The 22,168-nt window shown below is 48.3% G+C and carries 17 protein-coding genes and 1 pseudogene; 7 read left to right on the top strand and 11 right to left on the bottom strand.

What is annotated here, in order from left to right; translation table 11 throughout:
• Positions 1-233: 233 nt before the first annotated feature.
• Entirely contained in the window at positions 234-1,184 is a 951-nt protein-coding gene (gene mraY / locus ACFOLF_RS20585) for a phospho-N-acetylmuramoyl-pentapeptide-transferase (RefSeq protein ID WP_210047168.1), read from the top strand.
• Between the two features lie 219 nt (positions 1,185-1,403).
• On the opposite strand, the pseudogene ACFOLF_RS20580 reads toward mraY, so the two are convergent.
• Together ACFOLF_RS20580 and ACFOLF_RS20575 are read right to left on the bottom strand one after the other, a co-directional pair.
• Positions 1,404-1,529: pseudogene (locus ACFOLF_RS20580) on the bottom strand (MerR family transcriptional regulator); the annotation flags it as partial.
• A gap of 204 nt (positions 1,530-1,733) precedes the next feature.
• Positions 1,734-2,513, bottom strand: a complete 780-nt coding sequence (locus ACFOLF_RS20575) for a TIM barrel protein (protein WP_210047167.1) — start codon at positions 2,511-2,513, stop codon at positions 1,734-1,736.
• A gap of 248 nt (positions 2,514-2,761) precedes the next feature.
• On the opposite strand from ACFOLF_RS20575, the gene ACFOLF_RS20570 reads away from it, so the two are divergent.
• The 4 genes from ACFOLF_RS20570 (at position 2,762) to ACFOLF_RS20555 (ending at position 6,995) form a co-directional block, all read left to right on the top strand.
• Complete coding sequence (locus ACFOLF_RS20570) at positions 2,762-3,940, top strand: alpha/beta fold hydrolase (RefSeq protein WP_210047166.1); 1,179 nt, start codon at positions 2,762-2,764, stop codon at positions 3,938-3,940.
• Between the two features lie 56 nt (positions 3,941-3,996).
• A complete protein-coding gene (locus tag ACFOLF_RS20565) occupies positions 3,997-4,143 on the top strand; it encodes a transposase domain-containing protein (protein WP_210047165.1) in 147 nt (48 codons plus the stop codon).
• Positions 4,144-4,396: 253 nt separating this feature from the next.
• On the top strand, positions 4,397-5,161 hold the full coding sequence (locus tag ACFOLF_RS20560) for an ABC transporter ATP-binding protein (RefSeq protein WP_210047164.1): 765 nt from the start codon (positions 4,397-4,399) through the stop codon (positions 5,159-5,161).
• Positions 5,136-6,995, top strand: coding sequence for an ABC transporter permease (locus ACFOLF_RS20555; RefSeq protein WP_210047163.1), 1,860 nt, complete (start codon positions 5,136-5,138; stop codon positions 6,993-6,995). Before ACFOLF_RS20560 ends, ACFOLF_RS20555 begins: the two co-directional genes overlap by 26 nt.
• A 583-nt stretch (positions 6,996-7,578) precedes the next feature.
• On the opposite strand, the gene ACFOLF_RS20550 is transcribed toward ACFOLF_RS20555, so the two are convergent.
• Complete coding sequence (locus ACFOLF_RS20550; RefSeq protein WP_210047162.1) at positions 7,579-8,112, bottom strand: YbhB/YbcL family Raf kinase inhibitor-like protein; 534 nt, start codon at positions 8,110-8,112, stop codon at positions 7,579-7,581.
• Positions 8,113-8,290: 178 nt separating this feature from the next.
• Here ACFOLF_RS20550 and ACFOLF_RS20545 point away from each other — a divergent pair, with 178 nt between their 5' ends.
• Positions 8,291-8,956 (top strand): GntR family transcriptional regulator, encoded by a 666-nt coding sequence (locus ACFOLF_RS20545; RefSeq protein WP_210047161.1) that lies wholly within the window; start codon positions 8,291-8,293, stop codon positions 8,954-8,956.
• A 403-nt stretch (positions 8,957-9,359) separates the two neighbouring features.
• Here the strand turns inward: ACFOLF_RS20545 and ACFOLF_RS20540 are convergent, their stop codons facing one another.
• The 5 genes from ACFOLF_RS20540 to ACFOLF_RS20520 all read right to left on the bottom strand — a co-directional run bounded on the left by ACFOLF_RS20540 (position 9,360) and on the right by ACFOLF_RS20520 (position 17,805).
• On the bottom strand, positions 9,360-9,770 hold the full coding sequence (locus ACFOLF_RS20540) for a MerR family transcriptional regulator (protein ID WP_210047160.1): 411 nt from the start codon (positions 9,768-9,770) through the stop codon (positions 9,360-9,362).
• 21 nt (positions 9,771-9,791) lie between these two features.
• Entirely contained in the window at positions 9,792-10,526 is a 735-nt protein-coding gene (locus ACFOLF_RS20535; protein WP_210047159.1) for an SDR family oxidoreductase, read from the bottom strand.
• 204 nt (positions 10,527-10,730) lie between these two features.
• Positions 10,731-11,201, bottom strand: a complete 471-nt coding sequence (locus ACFOLF_RS20530; protein WP_210047158.1) for a hypothetical protein — start codon at positions 11,199-11,201, stop codon at positions 10,731-10,733.
• On the bottom strand, positions 11,198-12,451 hold the full coding sequence (locus tag ACFOLF_RS20525) for a DNA polymerase IV (protein WP_210047157.1): 1,254 nt from the start codon (positions 12,449-12,451) through the stop codon (positions 11,198-11,200). Before ACFOLF_RS20525 ends, ACFOLF_RS20530 begins: the two co-directional genes overlap by 4 nt.
• 308 nt (positions 12,452-12,759) lie before the next feature.
• On the bottom strand, positions 12,760-17,805 hold the full coding sequence (locus tag ACFOLF_RS20520) for an S-layer homology domain-containing protein (RefSeq protein ID WP_210047156.1): 5,046 nt from the start codon (positions 17,803-17,805) through the stop codon (positions 12,760-12,762).
• 706 nt (positions 17,806-18,511) lie between these two features.
• On the opposite strand from ACFOLF_RS20520, the gene ACFOLF_RS20515 reads away from it, so the two are divergent.
• A protein-coding gene (locus ACFOLF_RS20515) for an IS3 family transposase (RefSeq protein ID WP_210047218.1) occupies positions 18,512-19,632 on the top strand; the annotation gives its coding sequence in 2 pieces (ribosomal slippage) (positions 18,512-18,761 and positions 18,761-19,632; 1,122 coding nt in all).
• 126 nt (positions 19,633-19,758) lie between these two features.
• Here the strand turns inward: ACFOLF_RS20515 and ACFOLF_RS20510 are convergent.
• Genes ACFOLF_RS20510 through ACFOLF_RS20500 form a run of 3 tightly spaced genes read right to left on the bottom strand, consistent with a single transcriptional unit; the run spans position 19,759 to position 22,164 of the window.
• Positions 19,759-20,526: an ABC transporter permease gene (locus tag ACFOLF_RS20510; RefSeq protein WP_379219489.1), complete on the bottom strand. Its 768-nt coding sequence runs from the start codon at positions 20,524-20,526 to the stop codon at positions 19,759-19,761.
• The gene (locus tag ACFOLF_RS20505) at positions 20,527-21,288 is read right to left on the bottom strand and encodes an ABC transporter ATP-binding protein (protein ID WP_379114534.1); all 762 of its coding nucleotides are present in this window, start codon (positions 21,286-21,288) and stop codon (positions 20,527-20,529) included.
• A gap of 12 nt (positions 21,289-21,300) precedes the next feature.
• Positions 21,301-22,164, bottom strand: a complete 864-nt coding sequence (locus tag ACFOLF_RS20500; protein WP_379114539.1) for a pentapeptide repeat-containing protein — start codon at positions 22,162-22,164, stop codon at positions 21,301-21,303.
• Between the last annotated feature and the right edge of the window lie 4 nt (positions 22,165-22,168).

The following is a 22,168-nucleotide window of genomic DNA, read 5'->3' as shown; positions in this document are numbered from 1 at the left end:
TACTCCACGCTATCGTTCCCAGTTAGCTGCGCATTGTGGCGTCGCATTCATGACTTGATCATTCATCTATGGTACAGTTCACCGCGCTGTCTGTAATGGCAAGTTTTAAGAGGTCACTCCCAGAAGAATGGCTTTTTCCTTTTTATTTCCAACGTGTAAAAGGATTATTTGTCCACTATATAGAATTACAATAATCAAAGGTGAGAATCCGTAATGAAAGCGGTGCTTTTAACATGTTTGGGATCTTTGGCGTGTCTGGTCTTTCGTTCTTGCTTGTGGCATTCTTAACACCTCTACTCATTAGGGGACTGCGAGTTCTAAAGCTAACGCAACCGATTCGATCTGAGTTGCCTCCTGATCATCAAGCCAAACGGGGAACACCACTGATGGCTGGTCTGATCTTGCTTATCGGTGTAGTAACGTCTCTCCAGTTTCATCCCGCCCCAATGATGTTCTTTTTATGCGTTGCGTTTCTGTTATTCAGCTCAGTCGGCTTTATGGATGATTTCAAAAAGGCAGCATGGCAAGATCCATCCGGTATCTCTGGACGGACGAAACTTGTGTTTCAATTCGCATTTACTGGTGTACTGCTTTTCACATTGTTCAGTTCATTCTCGCTGACCAGTGACATTACGTTGTTCCACGGATTTCAACTACACCTGCCCGTTTACGTGTACATCATAATAATGCTCCTATTTGTAGTTGGTTCAGCGAACGCTATCAATTTTACGGATGGTCTAGACGGGCTATTGATCAATGTTGCGATCCCAACTTATTTTTTCTTCTTTCTGATCTCAGACAAACCTGAAGTACAAACATTTTCGCTCGTAATGATTGGCTGTCTACTCGGTTTATTTCTGTACAATATTTATCCCGCTAGAGCGTTTATGGGGGATACTGGATCACTAGCAATTGGAGGTTCGCTTTCCATTTTAGCGGTTATTGAAAAAGTTGAAATTTTAATACCAATCCTGTTTTCAGTCTATCTGGCTGAACAATTATCAGTCATTTTGCAAGTCTGGTACTATAAACGCACGAAATTGCGTCTATTCAAAATGGCTCCGATACATTATCATTTCAGTCTAAAATATGGATGGAGTGAGAATAAGATCGTCATGGTGTTTGGTTTCATCTCCTGGGTTTCTGTTCTCATTTGTTGGATTATTTGGAAGTTCGCCCTCTAAGCCCGTCACCTCTCATTGCAAGGATTCCCACAAAGAAAACCGAAAAGCCTTCAATTAAAAACAGGCCCCTGCGCGCGATAGCTGGGAGCCACTACTACTTTTCAACTTCAACAGGTCTTGCAATTCGGGCTCAGCGCGAATGCTGGCTTCCATCTCCGGTTTTAGCTTGAAAATTTCATGTCAGGTTTCATGCAACGCCATTTCATTTTCTCATTCCCCTAAACGGCTGTGCTTTTCTAACAGCATCTTCCGATGCAACTCCTCCAATGCGTCCTGTCGATCGAAAAATGGATCGTTGATAAGCTCACTAGTTTTCTTCAGCGGGAGAGCGAGTTCTCTAAAAAAGTAAAAGTAAAAGCGTTAACCAGTTCCGGTTGTTTCGGCGGGTTTCAATAATCGGCAATCGGACCCTGTTCTTGTCACCAATCGGGACTCGGATCAAGTTCTTGTCATCGCCAAAAGACAAGACTTCAATAGCAATGGCCATCCTTTTTCAGGATGGCCATATCGTTGTAGAACATTCTATACTTACAATGCAGCTTATTCTGCTCAGACCTTGTCAAAATAATTTGCGCTTTCCACCATAGGTGTGCAGTCGGAATGGTCCCCGCTCAACGTGATCTCGAAGATGAAATCCTTTTCCAACACGAATGGCTTCACCATTCTCCAATCGATTCGCCCTTGGCCAAGCGGCAGCGAATCATGCTTTTGCCCCATGCTGTCGACCAGATGATAGTATTGCGCGTAAGGCGAGGTCCGCTCAAGTACCTCACGGAGCCGCTCATTATCTCCGCCGAACGAAATGAACGTATGGCTTACATCGACATTCAACGAAAGTTCCAGAGGTACGATCAAATCGTCTATGAGATACGGGTTGCGGCCATAGGAGAACAGTCCTTCGGTCGAATCTTCCCAGACAAAAACTTCCTGTGAGTACGACATGACTTTGTGGATCTCTTCACGCAGAAGAACAGTTCGTTCCCGGGTTACATTTTTACTGCTGGCTGTATGGACGTAGTGTGCATGCACAATACATTTGGCCCGTTCTTCCATGCAAATGCGCGCAAGCAATTCGCAAGATTCGTGGTAAAATTGGCGAATGTGCGGGTTTTCGCTCAAGATGTCCAAATATTCGCCTCGGTAGTTGGGCGGATGGTGTAGATAGGGTTTGACCCCGCGGTCATGGAGCTGGCGGATGCGGTTCCGAATGAGATCGGGATCTTGCAGGTCGCGATCGCTCAGATAGAACTCGATGATATTCGGGTTGTATCTGAGTCGATTATCCAGGTTACTCTGATCGAGATTTCCTTTCAAGCGCATGAACTTCATTTTGCATCACCTCAGCCTCCATCCTACCATAACTGTGTAAGAAGAATATTAACTAGTTGTCTTGGTTAGCGGGGATAGCCCTCTAAATAAAACGGCGGAACGATCTTCCTCGTGGATCTTCAGCGTCATTCCACCTCAGGAATAAGTTGAGTGATTATATCTACTATTGGGCAATATAGACGAAACGACGGCCGCCGGGAATTGAATGCGTGGCCGTTGACCAACTCGACACCTTGGAGGATATCCTCATGGCTATTCAGCGTTCGAGCTTCGTATTCGGCGTGCTTTGCAGCACCCTGCTATTTGCAGCCGCACTCTCAGGACAAGCATCCGCTCATTCGGTCACGCAGACCTTTCGGGTAAATGGCTTGCCCCTGCCAAGCGCGTCTTGGGATAGACAAGCTGGCATTGACGCCGTACAAGCGGATGCTTGGTTTGAAAATTATAAGTTTCTCAATGGCGAAAACCTTGAACGCCTGCGTATCCATTACGCGACTTTGGGAACGCCGCACCGCAATGCCCAATGCGATATCGATAATGCCGTTCTTGTACTTCATTGGACCGGCGCCGACAGCCGAGCCCTTCTCGCTCCGAGCTTCATGAAGGCGTTGTTCGATCCCGGAAGACCGCTCGATGCCCGGCATTACTATCTAATCTTCATAGACAACGTCGGACACGGGCAATCGAGCAAGCCGAGCGACGGTCTGAAAGCCGACTTTCCCCACTACAGCTACGGCGACCTTGTCAACCTGCAGCATAAGCTCGTCGCCGAAGCCCTTGGCATCAAGCGACTCCACGCCATCCTCGGCATGTCGATGGGCGGCATGAACGCCTGGCAGTGGGCCGAAGCCTATCCTGACGCTATGGATGGGGTAATGCCGGTAGTATCGCTCCCGATCAAAGTATCAGGCCGCAATCTCTTATGGCGACGCATCGTGACCGACGCGATTCGTTCGGACCCGGAATGGATGTGCGGAAACTATAAAAGGCAGCCGCGCGGTTGGCTGCAGAGCTATGCGGTTCTTCGGATGATGATCGACAGTGTCGTCCATCTGCAAGAGACCGTGCCGGACGGTGCTGCGGCTGACGAATTTATCGAAGAGACTCACAATCAAGCGGCACAGATCGATGCCAACGATATGTTGTACTCGCTGAAATCGTCCGCCGACTACGATCCCGAGCCGGGCCTCTCTTCGATCAAAACTAAACTGTTTGCGCTCAATTTCTCGGATGACGAGTTCAATCCCGAAGAACTTCATGTTCTCGAACGCCTCGTTCCCAAGGTCAAGAACGGCCGGTACGCCGTTCAGCCCGGAACTTCAATATCGCGGGGACACTTGACGATGGCGCAGCCGGAGCTGTGGTCACAGCATGTCGCCGCATTCATGCGATGGCTTGGCGATGCGCCGCCGAGCGCCGCCGACTGAGTCCGGAAACTTCAAATGGAAGAACGCCTTTTTGCTCACATCATGATCCTTCCTTGTTGAGCTATCATACCCGTACGGCCAAGAAAAATGGGATAGGCCCGTTCCGCTATCTGCGCTATTTGTTCGAGCAGCTCCCGGATGCCCATGATTCCGCAAGCGCTGAAACCGTTTATGCCGTGGTCGGATTCGCTGCCGATCGCTAGTCGAGTGTTTAGGTCCTAGTTCCAGGTTACTTCTGCCCGCATCTGATCAAGTTGTGTGGGTTATTTGACGTTCACTGTAGAACGGTTGGATTCGGAGGTCGGCAAAGGGACGGAAATCCGGCTTATTTTCTCTCGTACTCAAAACCTTACACCCATGTAAGGTAATTGAAAGAATAATCGATAGTTAAAGCACGATGGACAGCGGTATGCTAACCACAGATCAAATGATCGTAACTGAAAGGAGATCTTGTGCATGCTGAATGTAAAACAGGTGAGCAAACTATACGAGGGAAAAATCACCTACCACGCTCTAACGGATATCGATTTAACGATTCAACAGGGGGAATTTGTCGGAATTATGGGTCCGTCCGGAAGCGGAAAAACGACACTGCTCAATATCATTGCAACGATTGACGAACCGACGACCGGCGAGGTCCATATTAATGGAAATAACCCCCACCGTCTAAAAAAAGATGAACTGGCTAAGTTTCGCCGCCGTGAACTCGGCTTCGTATTTCAGGATTTTAATTTGCTCCATACCTTGACGGTAGAAGAAAACATCGTCCTGCCGTTAACATTGGATGGCAGCAAAGTGACGGAAATGAAACAAAAGGCGCATGCGATCGCTGACAAGCTCGGAATTACGGAAATCATGAAAAAACGCACGTATGAAATTTCCGGCGGACAAGCACAAAGAACGGCTGTTGCCAGAGCGATGATTCATTCTCCGAAGCTGCTGCTTGCCGATGAACCGACCGGAAATCTGGATTCCAAATCCTCCAAGGATGTCATGGAAATGCTTGAATCCATCAATCGGAATGAGCGGACGACCATGATGCTTGTAACACATGATCCGCTGGCGGCAAGCTATTGTAACCGGGTCGTGTTTATTCGCGATGGAAAGCTGTATTCGGAAATTCACAGAGGCGATAATCGGCAGGCTTTCTTCCAAAAGATCATCGACACACTTTCTTTATTGGGAGGGCACGCAAATGACCTTTCGTCAATTCGCGTTTAATAACGTCGCCCGCAACAAAAGGCTGTATGCAGCCTATTTCCTAAGCAGCATGTTTACGGTCATGGTTTTTTTTACGTTTGCCATATTTGCGTTCCATCCTGCGTTGAGCGGAGATGAGATGAATCGCAGTGTTACTCAAGGCATGAACATTGCTGCGGGAATTATTTATGTATTCTCCTTCTTCTTTATCCTTTATTCGATGAGCTCCTTTTTACAGTCGCGAAAGAAAGAATTCGGACTATTGATGATCCATGGGATGTCGATGAAGCAAATCCGATCGATGGTGTTTATGGAAAACATGATCATCGGTTTTTTTGCCACATTGGGCGGCATTGTGCTTGGGTTGGTATTTGCCAAAGCAATTTTGCTGTTGGCCGAGAATGCGCTAATCATCGATAATAAGTTAAATTTTTATATACCGGTCCATGCGGTCATTTTAACCTTTGTTTGCTTTATCGTCTTGTTTTTCTTTATTTCATTATTTGTTTCCTACGTGCTGCGAAGCAGAAAACTGATTGACTTGCTCAAAGGAGACAAGAAGTCCAAAGGGGAACCGAAGGCGAATATGTTATTAACCGTTATCGGGGCCCTCTTGCTTGGCGGAGGCTATGCGATTGCATTAATTGTGAAGGGAACGATTGTAATTGCCGCGATGCTGCCTGTGATTGTAATGGTGATCATCGGCACATATCTGTTTTTTACGCAATTAAGCGTCTTTGTGATACGGCGGTTAAAGAACAGGGAGTCTTTCTCCTGGCGTAAAACAAATATGATTCTGTTCTCTGACCTCTCCTACCGGATGAAGGATAATGCCCGGACGTTCTTCCTTGTAGCCGTCATTTCAACGGTAGCGTTTAGCGCAATCGGGACATTGTTCGGATTTCAAACGTTTCTGACCGCAGGCCTCAATACCTCTAACCCGAACACGTTCACTTATTATGCAGATGATAATGAAGAACAGGATGTGGCATTGATTAACGAGACGCTGCAGGAAGAACATATAAAGGCAAACAAAGCGCACGCCGTTCTTCGCTATTTTGAAGTAGGTAACGATAGATCCCTTATCGCAAAGCAATCCGATTTTAACCGCTTTGCGGAGCTGATCGGTGAAGATACGGTCAACGTTAAGGACGGACAAGTGTTCATTGTGAAGTCTGAAGGAATAACTTTTGGAGAGAAAAATGAGCAGCAGAACAGAGCGATCGAACTCAAGTCAGGTGTCGTCCTGCAGCCGGAGAAAATCCTGTATTCACAAGCTTTGCCGTCATCGGATTATTATATCGTCTCGGACAAAGATTACGAAAAGCTCCCTGCCCCGGCTGACATAAGAAGCTTTCATGCTTGGCAAGCGGCGGAAGGAAAGCGGAATGTATTGGCGGCTGCGGAAAAACTGTATCGGCAATTGCCGGATCAGGTTACTTCCGGCGAGTACGAAATTTACGAATTAAATAAACAATATGGACCGATTATGTTTGTCGGACTGTTTATCGGAGTCGTCTTTTTCGTCTCGGCCGGAAGCTTCCTTTATTTCCGTTTGTACATGGATGTGGACGGGGATAAACAGAAATTCATGACGATTGCGAGAATGGGCTTAAGCGAAAAAGAATTGAAAAAGGTGCTCAACCGGCAAACGGCGATCTTGTTTTTCGCTCCGATAATCGTCGCGCTCATTCATGGGGCAGTGGCATTGACGGCGCTATCCCACCTTTTCTTCTATGATCTGGCCAAGGAATCCGCGATTGTGCTTAGCGTTTTCCTGGCTATACAAATCATTTATTTTTTCATTGTACGATTTTTCTACACGAAGCAGATAAAAGCTGCGATCCACTTGTAGACTTACTCTGAAGGCGTTCCGGGGCAACAATGTTTGCTCCGGAACCCTTTCATAATCGTGATAATAAGCTAGAATTCATTTATTATCGAATCAATATCTTCTAACGTTTGGATTTCACACTTAAACGGCAATTTCAAATGAGCATCAGAAATTAAATTAAATCGCAACCTTCCAGATAAATGATCAAACCAAAGATAAAAGATCCAGTACTGCACCTTCAAATGGACAAAGAACGGCAACAGATTGCCGTTCTTTGCTTGTCTGGTTTTAATTAAAGTGAACTGAATTACACTTTTACCTGAGGTTTGTTTCAAGTTATTTGAATTTGAATTTGTTTTTGATTTTGCTCCCACAACCGCAAATGATCGTATGCTTCAAATTTTTAATTGGCTGGTGGCATATGGGGCATACACTTTGATGAAACGGATCGATCAGCTTCACCGCTTCCTCCGTACTTGATACTGCTTCGCTTGAAGCATTGGACGTTCCTGCCCGTTGCTGCATGCGAACAACATCGCAATCACGCATGCCAAAACCAATATTTTTTCATACCATCGTCTCCTATGACCCCAAACGGCTTGGGTTACTTGATTTCCCCTGTTGCCACGAGAACGGCCCTCCCCAGCGTATGGCTCAGCATGGTGAATCCTAAGAGAGCCGGCGTGGCGTTAGGGTCGACGCCGATATTCTCGACATCCAGCGCATGAATGACAAAATAATACCGATGAGGACCGTGTCCCGCTGGTGGCGCCGCACCGATAAACCGTTCGAGTCGCAAATCGTTCGGCAGTTGCAAGGCGCCTTGCGGCAAACCGCTGCCATGCTCGTCGCCTGCGCCGGTCGGCAGTTCGGTAACGCTGGCAGGGATGTTGATGACAGCCCAGTGCCATAAGCCCGATCCGGTCGGGGCATCCGGGTCATACGCGGTTACGGCGAAACTCTTCGTCCCTTCGGGCGCACCCGACCATTTCAAATGGGGCGAAAGATCTTTACCGCACTCCACTCCTGACATCCCCGAGTATTGCTGGGGCGGTAGAGAAAGGCCCTCCGTAATATCGTTACTCGTCACATGAAAGAATTGGACTTCCGGCATTTTGGCAAACGGGTGGTTGGTCACTGTAAATTACCTCCTTCTTTTTCAAACACAATTCGATTATATCCATAAGAATCGATTATGTAAATATAAATCGATTATTATATTCGTTGTCGATTTTGGTTCTTGTTTTTTTATAAATCTAGGTGTAAGCTATTTTTACGTGTATAATCCCGATGTGCATTAAGGATGTGTCGGCTTCATGGCCAAAAGAAACGGTTCGTCCACTTTAAGCGAAAATGTCACAAAGAAACTGCAGTCCGATATTCTGACCGGACGATATGAACCGGGCTTTCCATTAATCGTTTCGGAATTAGCCAAAGGTTTCGATGTCTCGGTTGCCGTCGTTCGAGAAGCACTGACCCGGTTGGCGAGCCAAGGCCTCATCTTGCAAAACCCGAATCACGGATTTTCAGTGAAGACGGTGTCGGAAGAAGAACTGAATAGCATCATAGAGGCGCGGTTGATCAATGAATCCGCAGCATTACGCCTGTCCATCGCCCATGGCGATCTAACATGGGAATCCAATGTAATCGCCGTTCACCACAAATTATCGCAAACGGCCGAGTACGAGGAAGTGAATCAAAAGCTTGCCGTTCGTGAAGAGTGGTCCGACATCCACCGTCAATTTCATTTCGAACTTTTCGCCGCATGTCCAAATCCGGTTCTTCAGGATATCTGCAGACGCCTTTGGGATTTGAGTGAATTTTATCGACATTGCTCGATCACGCAGCAGTCAACCCGCGATGGTCGCGCCGAACATAAGGCATTAACAGATGCCGTTCTTAGCCGCGACAGCGATCGTGCCGTCGAGATCTTTAGATCGCACATCCAACTCACCGCGGATATCCTGTTTGACAACCGATAAGCGGATTATTCCTACAGATCGCCACCTTTACCCAAATCCATTGCAGACTAGGAGCAATATAAAAAGGAGTAGTTTGCTTTATGGCAACTGCTCCTTTTTTAAATTAGGCTTCATTTGGTGCCATTAAAGCGTGCATGGCCTCCATCGTCTCTTCAATCGTCGTATGATGATCACACAAGATGGACCTGGCACAAATCGACGTAGTCTGTTCCGAGCCGTCTTAGACTGTTATCCATTTCAGATCCAAACTCGTTTCGGTTGGAACAAATTCAGGGAATCTTGGTATTAATTTGATAACTACCGAAAGTATTGCCTTTTTATCCGATGCTACGGGAGCGAATTTTCTTGGTAGTTCAAAAACGACAGGCCGACCTCTTATTCGGAGTTATGGTTCATTACTATTCTACGGGTCACAGGCTGTACTGTTTAAGTCCGGATTTACAAGGACCTCGTTGTAATTGTCAATTTTGTACTCAATAATCCTTTGTGTCTCCAGTAACCGGTCAATCTCCTTCTGAATTCTTTCCTTGTGTTCGATTAGCATGTTAACTCTCTGAGGGAGTGAAGCTTCACCCCTTTCGTAAAGCTTACGGAAATGCTTCATTTCTTCCAGTGTCATTCCGGTTGCTCTGAGTCTCGTTAAAAAGACCATGCCTTCCAATTGATGTTTACTGTACGTTCTGTGACCGCTTGCTTTGCGGTCGGCATACGGGAGCAAGCCGATTTTCTCGTAATAGCGAATCGTATCTTCTGACAGACCCGTGAATTCAGCTGCCTGTTTAATTGAGCTTACGGTTTCAGGAATGTCGATCACTTTTTCCCGCCTCCTGACGTATTACCACGGTATCACTCCGTTTTCATCAAAGAAGCCGCCGGTCGGACCATCGCCCGGAAGGGTGGCGAGCTTCACGACAATAGAAGCTCCCTGTTCAACGCTACGATAACCCGTATGGCCATTCAAATCCGTAGCTGTGTACCCTGGATCAGCTGAATTTATCTTGATCGGCGTATTTTTTAATTCTTTGGCAAACAAGACAGTCAGTGCATTGACTGCAGTTTTCGAACTCATGTAGGCGAGCAAATTTACTCCGTATTTTTCGGCATCGGATTCCGGGTCAATATTCATGGTCAAGGAAGCCAAGCCGCTTGAAAGGTTTACAATTCTGCCAGCAGGCGATTTTTTAATCAAAGGGAGCATTGCCTTAGTAACAGAAAACATGCCGAAAACATTTGTCTCATAAGTATTCCTAAGAACGGTCAATTCCAGTTGACTCGGAGGAAGACCTCTATCCAAGCTCACGCCAGCGTTATTGATCAGAACATCAAGCGCACCATACTGATCTTCAATACGCTTCGTAGCAGATTGAATGGTATCCAGGTCTGTAACGTCAAGCGTTAATGCCTCAGCATCTATGTTCTCATTCTTCAGCGATGCTGCGGCTTCCTGCCCTTTGGATTGATCTCTTGAACCGATCAAAATTGTGAATCCCAGCTTGCCCAATTGTCTTGCGCTCTCGAACCCGATACCTTTATTCCCACCCGTTATCAAAACAGTCTTCGAAGTGTTCATGATTACGCCTCCTGGAGATAGATTTTTCTTGCTGAAGCTCATGTTACAACTTGGAGTACACTCCAAGTCAAGAGCAGAATTCAAGGTAGGATGTCATGCTATTGGACGATCGGGGGCGAGTATCCAAGAAAGCTTGCCGTTGTGCGCTGCATGATTATTCGATTGTAGACGATCGAGGCTTGTGTCGCTCTCATAAACTGCACCTCACACTTTCGCCTTCAGCCGCGCTATCAGCTCAGTCGTATACTTCGTCAGCCGAATGCCTATCTCCGAGCGCATAACGTCGCGCGTCATTCCGAATCGTTCTTCGTAACCCCGATAATAACACTTATGATAAATCACCATGTCTTCTTGTTCTTCCGTGACGACGCGAATATTCCGTTTCTTCAACTCGCTCCGTAATCGATAATAGTCTTCGGCTATCGTGGTTAAGACTTTATGGCCAGCGGCCAGGTAGAGTCGTTTCATCACGTTAGATGAGTTCTCGATGTCGGATATGCTTTTCTGAATCATCTTCTCCATATGCGGCAACAGGATATAATCGCGGATCATGATGCGTTCTTCCATCGTCAAATTCTTTCCGGTGCCCGCTGCTTGTTTCCGGTCATATTGTTCAGCGTGTTCAGTCAGCAGCATTTTGGACTTCCACCGTTCATTTCCGTCAAGTTTGCTCATTTAAAGTGACCTCCGATCTGTTCCGCTCTCTCGCGGGCGACTCCAGATTCAAGAAGCGAAGAAGCGTGTATGATGGCGTCGCTCCCGAAACGGTTTTTGATTTCGTCGATCGCACGTTCCTTACGGTAAGCGCGAGAACGGTCCTCAAACAGGGTCAGTTGGATTACGCTGTCTACGGATAACTGCCCTAATGATATGCTGAGATGGCTAATTGGCATTCCACTCCAATGCTTTATAAACAGCGCATGCGCGGCAGCCGCAACCTCATGCGTTAACGATGTCGACTGTGATAACGTCGTTTGACGGCCAAATCCTGCCGACCTTTCCCCATCCGTCTCTCCAGCGCCTACCGATACTACGCGGCCCTGATACCCGTAGCGGCGCGCCCGCCGACACACCTCGACGACTAACTCCAGCAGTACGACTTCGATATCCGTAAGCTTCGTATACAGACGCCATCTGAGCGTCTTGCCATGACTTATATTCTTAATCTGCGACCTGATGTTCGATACAACCGGTGATGGATCGATTCCTCGTGCAGTCTGCCAGTAGTAACCCGCCTGAATATCGCTTTGGCGGCCCATTCGACGTCGCATTCGCGCCTTAAAATCGCCGAAGTCCAGCCGCGCTATGTCTCCAATTGTGTTTAGTCCCATCCGGACAAAATGCTGAGTCATCCGGTTCGCGACCATAAACATTTGATGGACCGGCAGCGGCCACAATTCCGCTTCGATATTATCCTGGTTCAATTCGAAAATACCGTCTGGACGCTTCTTGGCGAAGTTGTCCGTCGCCATCTTAGCGAGAATTTTCGTTGGCCCGATCCCCACCCGCGACCATACGCCGGTCGATAAAAGTACGCGTTCCTGTATTTGGCGCGCAATCTCCAGCGGCGGTCCGAAATATTTAATGGAGCCGGTTACGTCGAGAAATTGTTCATCGATCGAATACGGTTCGACCTGGTCCGTGAAGGAAGCGAAGATTTCGGAAATAAACAGTGATATCGTGACGTATGTTTGCATACGCGGGCGTACGACGACTAAATCTGGACACTTCCCCATGGCCTCACCAACGCGTGAGGCTGTAGTAACCCCGCGCGCCTTCGCGATTGGACAGGCCGCAAGTATGATTCCTCCGCGACGGTCCGGATCCCCAACGGCTATTGGTTTATCCCGCAGGTCCGGCCGCGCCGCTTTTTCGACAGAAGCGTAAAATGATTGACCGTCAACCAAAAATATTGTCCGTTTCATTTCGACCACCTCGACGCGAACATTAGTTCTGATATATTATATGACGAGAACCCCCGTTCGTATACAGGGGAAATATTTCCTGTTATGTGCTTAAGGCTCAAATTGTACTCTTTGTCCAAAGAAAAAATAATTGCGGACTGACAGTGATGATTTTGTGCGCTTTATACCTTGAAAAATCGTTTGCCTTTTGAAAATAACTTTTAGACTGTACGATTTTAATAAGCAATCACGAAATAAAGTTGTCAGCCATAAAATGAAAACTCCTGCCGCGTAAAAGCCGACAGGAGTACATTTCGTTGCATTAGCCTTTAATATTGGTTGTATATCCGATAGAGGAATACTGCAGCTTCCGCTCGTGTCGTTGGCGTCTGAGGGTTAAGCTTATTTCCGGAGCCGGAGATTAGACCTTTCTCCGCCAGAGCAGCCAGACTCGCCTTCGCATAAGCTGAGATATTCCCTTTGTCACTGAACGAAGCCAGAATGGCGGGATCTCCCGAGGCTTTCAGCTGCTTGGCTTTCTCCAAAGCACGAGCGGTCAGCACCATCATATCCTGCCGCGAGATGTTTTCCAGCGGATGGAATTCATCATGGCCGGTACCCGCAGCCAAGCCTAGCTGCTTCGCAACGCCAAGCGCTTCGTAATAGTAGGCGTTTGGCTCCACATCTGCGAAATTCCCTTCAAATTTCGCCGTCAATCCCAAGGTCTTGACGAGCAAGACCAGATAATCGGCGCGGGTAATGCGGGCTGCCGGAGAATAGGCCCCCGCCTTTGTACCGTTGATGATGCCCTTGGAGGCCATAACCTCAATCGACTGTCTTGCCCATTCCACGCTGCTCAGATCGCTGAAGGTCTTCTTCACATAAGCTACGGCATAATCGCTGAAGTGGGTCGCAGCAAAGGTCACAGTTCCGCTCTTTGCATCGTAACGGCCGCTTGGGACCGCGATAACGTTACCGCTGCCGTCGATATACCAGATGACGAGATGCTCGGGATCCTTCAGCTCCTCTGCTGTCGGCGTATACGGGATAGAAATCCGAACAGGCGCAGACGAGTTGTTCCATGACGTCTGCATGCCATTCAACGCCAGCGTGAGTTCCACCAGCGGTCGACCGCCTACGGCTGCCGCCGCTTCAGCAGACAAGCCTGTTTTATCGCCTGGGCCAATCGTTATGCCTGCGGTTTTCCCTTCGGTTCCCGTCATGCCTTTCAGCATATCGGCCGGTATGGCAATAGTACCCTCATCGGTAGCAAATATTAGCTCGCCCGCTCCGTTCGAGTTCGACAGAGATTCGGCAGGCACTTCAAGCGTATAGAGTTTCACACCCGGAATAGCCGGAACGGCCACAACCGTCGCCCCATCATCGACGAAGATCTTTTCCGCCAACGCTCCGATGGCTATCGATGCGCGGCCTGCCGCTTCATCGATCTCAACCGGCAGCGTCGTTCCAACAGAGCCGGTAATGGTTACCCTGTATTCAGGCGTCATAGGAATGCTTTCACCGCCACCATTGCCGCCGTTACCGTTATTATAGCTGGATCCAGATACCGTCAGCTTCACTGTATACGTGTCGGTGGAGTCTGCCAGTCCATCATTGGCTGAGAACACCAAGGTCATAGCACCTTCTGCACCTGGCGTGTATGTATAGGCCGGAATCGCCGATATAGCCGCAGTGCCGTTCACCGATACATTGTAGGTCAGCGGATTGCCATCCGCATCTTCAAAAATCTCAGCGAGATCGAGCACAAACGGTGTATTCACCGTCACAGTTGCATCTGCCGTCGCTTCAACATCGGTCTTCCTAACGGGCACTGTATTCCCCTTCAGATTTACGGTGAAGGTTTCTGTGGAATCTACCATTGTGTCGTTGGCAGTGAAGACCAATGCTACCGTATTTGCTGTAGTTAGCGTGTACGTGTAAGTCTCGCTCGTAGCTATTGCCGGCGCACCATCTGCCGCTACTTTGTAGCTCAGCAGATCGCCGTCCGCATCCTCAAAAATCGTTGTTAGGTCTAACGTATACAACGTGTTCACGGGTATGCTTGCGTTCACCGTTGCACCCACATCGGGCTTGCGTACAGGGAATGAATTTACCCGCAGCTCCACTGTGTAAGTGTCAGTAGAATCGATGTTGCCATCGTTTGCGGTGAAAACCATCGTCACCAGGCCTGCTGTGGTTGATGTATAAGTGTAAGCCGCTGAAGCAGTTATCGCCTCTTCACCATCCACGGATACTTTGTAGCTCAACGTATTGCTGTCTGCATCTTCAAATATAGTCGAGAGGTCTAGTGCGTACGGCGTGTTCACCGTCACTGCCGCATTCGCCGTTGCACCTACATTGGGCTTGCGAACAGGTAATGAATTTACCGACAGCTCCACTGTGTAAGTGTCAGTGGAATCGATGCTGCCATCGTTTGCGGTGAAAACCAGCGTCACTCGGCCTATTGTGGTTGGTGTATAGGTGTAAGCCGCTGCAGCAGTTATTGCCGCTTCACCATCCACGGATACTTTGTAGCTCAACGTATTGCTGTCCACATCTTCAAATATGGTCGAGAGGTCTAGTGAGTACGGCGTGTTCACCGTGACTGACGCATTCGCCGTTGCGCCCACATTGGAGTTGCGCACAGGTAATGAATTTACCCGCAGCTCCACTGTGTAAGTGTCAGTGGAATCGATGCTGCCATCGTTTGCGGTGAAAACCAGCGTCACCAGGCCTGCTGTGGTTGGTGTATAGGTGTAAGCCGCTGCAGCAGTTGTCGCCGCTTCACCATCCACGGATACTTTGTAGCTCAGCGTATTGCTGTCCGCATCTTCAAAAATCGTAGCGAGGTCTAGCGCATATGGCGTGTTCACCATCACCACTGCATCATCCGTTGCATCTACATCTGCTTGACGGACTGGCACGGTATTCCCCGTTAGATTTATGATGTAGGTTTCTGTGGAATCGATGTTGCCATCGTTTGCCTTGAAAACGAGCGTCATTAAGCCTGTTGCTGTCGGTGTGTATGAATAGGCCGTATCTGCCGTTACCTCCGCCGCACCGTCTACGGATACCTTATAGGTCAGTGTATTGCTGTCCGCATCTTCAAAAATCGTAGAGAGGTCAAGCGTAAACGGCGTGTTCACCGTCACTGCTGCGTTCGTCGTAGCACCTACATTGGGCTTGCGAACTGGCAGGGAGTTTACCGACAGCTCCACCGTGTAAGTGTCTGTGGAATCTACATTTGTGTCGTTGGCTGTAAAGATCAACGTTACTAAGCCTGCTGTAGTCGGAATATATGTGTAGCTCTCAGCCGCAGTGGTTGTCGGCGCGCCATTCACGGATACGTTGTAGCTCAATGGATTGCTGTCCGCATCTTCAAAAATCGTAGCGAGGTCGAGCGTATATGGCGTGTTCACTGTCACTGCCGCATCATCCGTTGCATCTACATCTGCTTGACGGACTGGCACGGTGTTCCCAGTCAAGCTCACTGTATAAGTATCGTCTGAGTCACTTTCCTCATCGCTGGCTGAGAAGACCAATGTCACTAAGCCTGCCGAAATCGGCGTGTACGTATAGGTCATAGCCGCCGCTATCGTCGGCGCACCATCCACCGATACCTTGTAGCTCAGTGGATCTCCGTCTACATCTTCGAAAATTCCCGAGAGATTAAGCGCATATGCGGTATTCACCGATACCGTTGCATTCGCCGTCCCATTTACATTTGAATTACGGATAGGCTTGTTGTTCGGAGCCTCTAAAATTTTCAAGGAAAAATCCTTCATCTGGGTTTGTCCCCCAGAGCGACTCACCGTAGCTGTCAATGTAACGGTATGATCGTCATCGGTTGCTCTAGTCACCCTGCCTGTGCTCGTATCAATCAGTCCGACACCGCCCGATACACTCCACGTAATCGTTGAACCAGCGGCTCCAGCAGTTGGAAGAGTAAGATCGCTTGTCACCTCATCTTCAACGCTGTTCGTGCCCTTGATACTGTCCCACGTTAAGTCCCTATGATCAATAAAAGTAATCTCATCAGCTGTATACGGCTGCCATTGGAGTGAGGGATAAGTGTAATCCTCGGCAATTCTCCAAATAGTACTGAAATCCCACCCTGAAAAGGTCGACTGCTGCTTCAGCTCCTCAGCGCTTTTGAACACTTCTCCAGGGGAAGTCGCAGCACCCGCATTATTAAAGTAGCTGTTGGATACAGTTCCGCCTTGATTAAATCCAATCAAGCCGCCAGTTGAATCACTTCCACCGCTTGCGCCTCCTGTGCTGTAGCTGTAGCTGACGTCTCCTCCATTATTCATGCCAACCAGACCGCCAACAAATACAGCCCCGTCGCCGCTTACATTTCCCATGCTGAAGCTGTTAATAATATTTCCATTCGCCTTGTAGCCGACCAAGCCGCCTGCCATTCCATCTGAACCGGTGTGTGCATTACCAGTGCTGTAGCTGCGGTTTATATCGCCCGTGTTCCTGCCGATGAGACCGCCAACAACTGCAGATGCTTTGCCACTTGCATTCCCGGTACTGTAGCTGTCATTAACGATTCCGCTTGATGAATAATTTGAACCGACCAAACCGCCCGCTGAAGCTGCGTCTCCTCCAGTTACCAAGCTGCTGCTAGTGCTTGTCCTGACAGTTCCCGCGTTCGTTCCCACCAAGCCGCCTAGATAAGCAGTTCGACTATCAGAAGAATGTATAGAGCCGCTGCCGCTGCTGCCGCTTATGGTTCCCGCATTCGTGCCGACCAGACTGCCCGCGCTAAAAACTTCGCCGCTGCTCGTAATCAAGCTGTTGCTCTCGCTATTGCTGATACTCCCTTCATTATAGCCTGTCAAACCGCCTACATTGTTTGGAGCGGTGAAGCTTATAGTGCCGTTGCTGATGCTATTGGCGACAGTCGCACCCGCATTGATGAAACTTACTAGTCCGCCTACAAATGAGTCATCCCCTGTAGCTGTGATGGAGAAGTTCTCCAATCTCATGTTGTCTAGAACAGCGCCGCTGGATAAATTTGAAAATAACCCTATGTATAAATCGGAAGAATTCATTGTCAGATTTTCAATCGCAAAGCCACCGCCGTCATAGATACCGCCAAAGCTGCCAATCGGTGTCCAATTGCCCGACAGGCTAAAATTTGCAACCTGCTGGAAGTACGCTCCAGGTGACGGTATCGTAACATTTCTTAAGTTTTCCACCGTCGCTATTTTATAAGGATTCTCTAGAGTACCATCCCCACCCGCAAAATTAATCGTATCCTCCTCCGCATATACCGATTTAGGCATTCCCATCGTCAGGAACATGCTCGCTATGACACTGACCACCATGAGCATAACGGTCATCTTATTTAATCCTTTTCTATACATTACATTGCCTCCTTGTGGGCTACTTCCATCTATCAAATTGATTATAGCAGTGCCCAATAAAAGAATAATAAAAGAATCTAGCAAAAAAAAGCAAAAAACCGCATAGCACCAAGGCTTTACGGTTGATATCAGGTGATAAAAAGCTCTGGAACCAAATCATCTGCTTCATCCATAATCCCATGTATTCTCCCCAACCTTTCTTAGTACTTCCGTTGCAATGGATTTGGGAGTTTACACATAGACTGCAAAAAAGAGTCGTAAGGCAAAATAAAAAGCACCACTTGGGTGCTTTAAGCTGAACTGATATTTCGGCACTTGGGAAATGCACTGCAACGTAGAAATCACCCTTAGATCCTTTCCTTAGACCATATTACTGCCACCGCGTGAGCAGATAAGTTCTACCTGATACAGCTTGCTTCTTTACTGCTTGGGCACTTGGGGCTGCGCCTGGATTTAATTTGAGAATCATCGTAATAAATTCTTCGCGATTTATTAGTTGGATTCCGTTGGATTTTGCGCCTCAAATCCATGTAATATGACATTTTTCAATATTAGCTACCACAGCTCGATAACTCGGATAAATACCCTCTAGATGTAAGCCCAGTATGAATGTTTATAACGACATTGGATCGTCTACACTTAGTTGGACAGAAAAAATAAGGGCTTGTAGAATGAACCTATCATTATGAAGGAGCGGATCTCTACAATGCCAAAACAAGAACGACGTACCTTTACTCCAGCATTCAAAAAACAACTGGTGGAGCTCTATAAAAATGGGAAGTCCAGAGCGGCGATTGTGGAGGAATATGACCTCACAGCCTCTGCTTTAGACCGCTGGATCAAACAAGATGAGACAAGCGGTTCCTTCAAGGAGAAGGACAATCGCTCGTCAGACGAGAACGAATTGATCGCTTTACGAAAAGAGAACCAGCGTCTGAAAATGGAAGTGGATATTTTAAAGCAAGCAGCGCTGATCATGGGACGAAAGTAGCTATCATCCGGAATAACCGTGATAAATACTCGGTATCAGCAATGTGCGACGTCCTGCAAATTGCAAGAAGTACGTATTACTACGACGCGAAAGAACAATTGAACGAAGACGATATAACCGAAGCGATTGTAGAGATATTCCACAATAACCGAAAAGCTTACGGTACACGAAAGATTAAGGTTAAGCTCCAGGAACGCGGAATCGTCGTTTCCAGACGTAGAATTGGAAGGATTATGAAAGAGCAAGGGCTAGTCTCGACCTACACAGTGGCTCAATATAAGCCCCATAAAACCACTCCTAATGAAGCAACAACAGAGAATGTTTTGGGCCGCGAATTCGAGCAGGAGGAAGCAAAGCGCTTCGTTGTCAGTGATCTGACTTATGTGAAGGTTCAGAACAGGTGGCATTACATCTGTGTGCTGCTCGACTTGTTCAATCGAGAGATCATTGGCCACAGTGCAGGTCCGAATAAAGACGCTGCTCTGATTTCCCGCGCCTTTGCGAGCGTCCAGGGCGATTTGCGTTATATTCAATGGTTTCATACGGACCGTGGCAGCGAGTTTAAAAATCAAAAGATAGACGAGCTTCTAGGTACCTTTGAAATCGGCCGATCTCTAAGTGCGAAAGGCTGTCCATACGACAATGCTGTAGCCGAAGCCACCTACAAAATCATGAAAACAGAGTTCGTAAACCAGATGAACTTCCAGAGCCTTCGTCACTTGGAACTGGAATTAAACGATTATGTTAATTGGTTCAACAAGCATCGCATTCATGGAACATTAGGCTATATGACGCCTATTCAGTATCGCCAAGAAGCCCTTAAAAAGGTTGTCTGATTTACTGTTGACAATCCACATTCGTATTTTTACACTGCTCATCAGTTGTGCCCTTATTTAGATATAGAATTTATTCTACAGGACTGTCTTCTCTGTTGTTTAATTCAGAACCAAGCTGTTCTTTTTTCACACCCGCTTCTTATACACCCTCATCGCAAAGAAATAGGCTACGAGCAAAATCCCGACGCACCACGCAAGAGCGACCCATATATCATTGCCCACCGGCTGACCCGACAGCAGCGCACGAATGGCTTCCACGATCGAGGTCACCGGCTGGTTTTCGGCAAAGGCGCGAACGACCTTCGGCATCGACTCGGTCGGCACAAACGCCGAGCTAATAAACGGCAGGAAGATAATCGGGTAGGAAAACGCGCTTGCGCCTTCCACAGTTTTGGCGGACAGTCCGGCAATCGCCGCGACCCAAGTTAATGCCAGGGTAAACAATACGAGTATGCCGGCTACAGCAAGCCATGATAGTATCCCGGCGGACGAATGAAAGCCCATAACGAGCGCTACAAGAATGATGACGACAACCGAGATGGCGTTGGATACCAGCGAGGTCAGCACATGCCCCCACAACAAGGAGGAACGTGAAATCGGCATGGTGTGAAACCGCTCAATGATGCCCCGCTGCTTATCCAAAAACAGGCGGTAAGCCGTATAGGATATGCCGCTTGCAATCGCAATCAGCAGGATACCGGGCAGCAGGTAGTTCACATAGTTATCCGTTCCGGTTTGGATGGCGCCGCCAAACACATAGACGAATAGCAGCATCATCGCAATCGGCGTGATGCAGACCGTGATGATGGTGTCCATACTGCGGAAAATATGGCGCATGGAACGCCCGAGCATCACGCTAATATCGGTGAAGAAATGATTTTTTGACGCCTCCATTTACATGGCCTCCTTCTTGCCGACGATGGAGAGGAAGATCTCCTCTAACGACGGCTGTTTTTCAACATACTCCACCTTTGCGGATGGGAACAGCTTTTTAAGCTCCGCGAGCGTGCCGCTTGCGATAATCCTGCCTTCGTGCAGAATGGCAATTCGGTCGGCAAGCTGCTCCGCTTCCTCCAAATACTGCGTGGTGAGGAGGACCGTCGTGCCGCCGCCCGACAGCTCCTTCACAATCTTCCAAACCTCGATGCGCGCCTCGGGGTCAAGCCCCGTCGTCGGCTCGTCGAGGAAAATGATCGACGGTTTTCCCACAAGGCTCAAGGCGATGTCGAGCCTGCGGCGCATCCCGCCCGAATACGTAGACGCCCTGCGGTCGGCAGCGTCTGTCAAGCCGAAGCGGTGAAGCAAGTCGTCCGCAACCTGACGCGGATTTTTGAGGTATCGCAGCTTGGCAATCATGATCAGATTTTCCCGTCCGGTCAACATTTCGTCCACGGCGGCAAATTGCCCGGTCAGACTGATTGCCTGCCGCACATTGTCGGGGTTGGACGCAACATCAAATCCGTTTACGGCGGCGGTTCCGCTGTCTGGCTTGAGCAGCGTGGTGAGGATTTTGACAACCGTGGTCTTGCCCGCCCCGTTGGAGCCGAGCAGGGCGAAAATACTACCCTTTTCCACCTCGAAATCTACGCCTTTTAAGACTTGAAGCTGCTTGTAGGATTTTTGCAGTCCTTTTACCTGAATGGATGTGGTTGGCATATTTTCCCCTCCTTATCGAACGGTAACCTTGGACAAATCGGCTCCCATGCCTTTAAGGGCGGCATAGGTCAGCTTATCCATCATCGCGCCGTCAAAGCAGACGGTTTTAATGGCACGGTAATATCTTCGAGACCACGAAGACGTCGGAAAAGACACATTCTTGAGTGTCGCGCCCTTAAACGAAACTTCGTTCAGTGCCGACTTGTCAAACTTAACGCCTATAAAGGTTTGCCCGTCCAAACACAGCCCTCCCAGATCGGAAGTTTTGAACTCCACGCCGTCAAAGATACAGTTTTTAAAGATTGTTTTTCTGAGCTCGATCATGGAGAACGTAACGTCGGTCAGTTTTACGCCTGTGAATGTGGCTCCGTCCAGTCCCGACTTGCTGAAGTTCGTGCGTACAAGGATGGATTGATTGAAGCTTGCATTGGCTAGGTCAAGGGCAGATAGGCTGCAGTCCGTCAGGTTCGCGCCGTCAAAATTGGCCTCACGCACGTCGCTGCTCGCAAATGAGCTGCCGGTCAAGTCTGCGCCCGCAAAGTCGGCACCGCGTAACGCGCTGGACTTAAATTGTCCTTTATGCGCGATAACGCCCGCAAAGTCGCTCATTGGCAGGTTGCTCGCGCTAAAGTTGGTCACCACCTGCCGCTCGAGCGAGCGGGAGAGGTTAGCGACTTCCAGTACCGTTTGCTCAATGTCGCCGATGCTTTCAATCGTCATTTCAAAAGCGGTTTCATCATCCTTGCCCTCGGCTTTGAGTTCGCGGAACCGCTCCTGCAAATCGGAGAGCAGGTCCGTCTTTAATTCGGTGACGCTTTTTACCTCATCGTAGGGTGCAAACACGCCGTTCAAATAGTTTGTCAATTTCTCATTCATAATC

The sequence above is a fragment of the Paenibacillus sepulcri genome (genome assembly GCF_042647105.1).
Taxonomy (GTDB): domain Bacteria; phylum Bacillota; class Bacilli; order Paenibacillales; family Paenibacillaceae; genus Paenibacillus_Z; species Paenibacillus_Z sepulcri.
This window is presented reverse-complemented; position numbering and strand designations above follow the sequence as displayed.

Coding starts and splice junctions, on each gene's coding strand:
- ACFOLF_RS20500 (WP_379114539.1), bottom strand. CDS start 22,164: ATGAATGAGAAATTGACAAACTATTTGAACGGCGTGTTTGCACCCTAC.
- mraY (WP_210047168.1), top strand. CDS start 234: ATGTTTGGGATCTTTGGCGTGTCTGGTCTTTCGTTCTTGCTTGTGGCA.
- ACFOLF_RS20570 (WP_210047166.1), top strand. CDS start 2,762: ATGGCTATTCAGCGTTCGAGCTTCGTATTCGGCGTGCTTTGCAGCACC.
- ACFOLF_RS20505 (WP_379114534.1), bottom strand. CDS start 21,288: ATGCCAACCACATCCATTCAGGTAAAAGGACTGCAAAAATCCTACAAG.
- ACFOLF_RS20575 (WP_210047167.1), bottom strand. CDS start 2,513: ATGAAGTTCATGCGCTTGAAAGGAAATCTCGATCAGAGTAACCTGGAT.
- ACFOLF_RS20555 (WP_210047163.1), top strand. CDS start 5,136: ATGACCTTTCGTCAATTCGCGTTTAATAACGTCGCCCGCAACAAAAGG.
- ACFOLF_RS20535 (WP_210047159.1), bottom strand. CDS start 10,526: ATGAACACTTCGAAGACTGTTTTGATAACGGGTGGGAATAAAGGTATC.
- ACFOLF_RS20560 (WP_210047164.1), top strand. CDS start 4,397: ATGCTGAATGTAAAACAGGTGAGCAAACTATACGAGGGAAAAATCACC.
- ACFOLF_RS20525 (WP_210047157.1), bottom strand. CDS start 12,451: ATGAAACGGACAATATTTTTGGTTGACGGTCAATCATTTTACGCTTCT.
- ACFOLF_RS20520 (WP_210047156.1), bottom strand. CDS start 17,805: ATGTATAGAAAAGGATTAAATAAGATGACCGTTATGCTCATGGTGGTC.
- ACFOLF_RS20530 (WP_210047158.1), bottom strand. CDS start 11,201: ATGAGCAAACTTGACGGAAATGAACGGTGGAAGTCCAAAATGCTGCTG.
- ACFOLF_RS20545 (WP_210047161.1), top strand. CDS start 8,291: ATGGCCAAAAGAAACGGTTCGTCCACTTTAAGCGAAAATGTCACAAAG.
- ACFOLF_RS20510 (WP_379219489.1), bottom strand. CDS start 20,526: ATGGAGGCGTCAAAAAATCATTTCTTCACCGATATTAGCGTGATGCTC.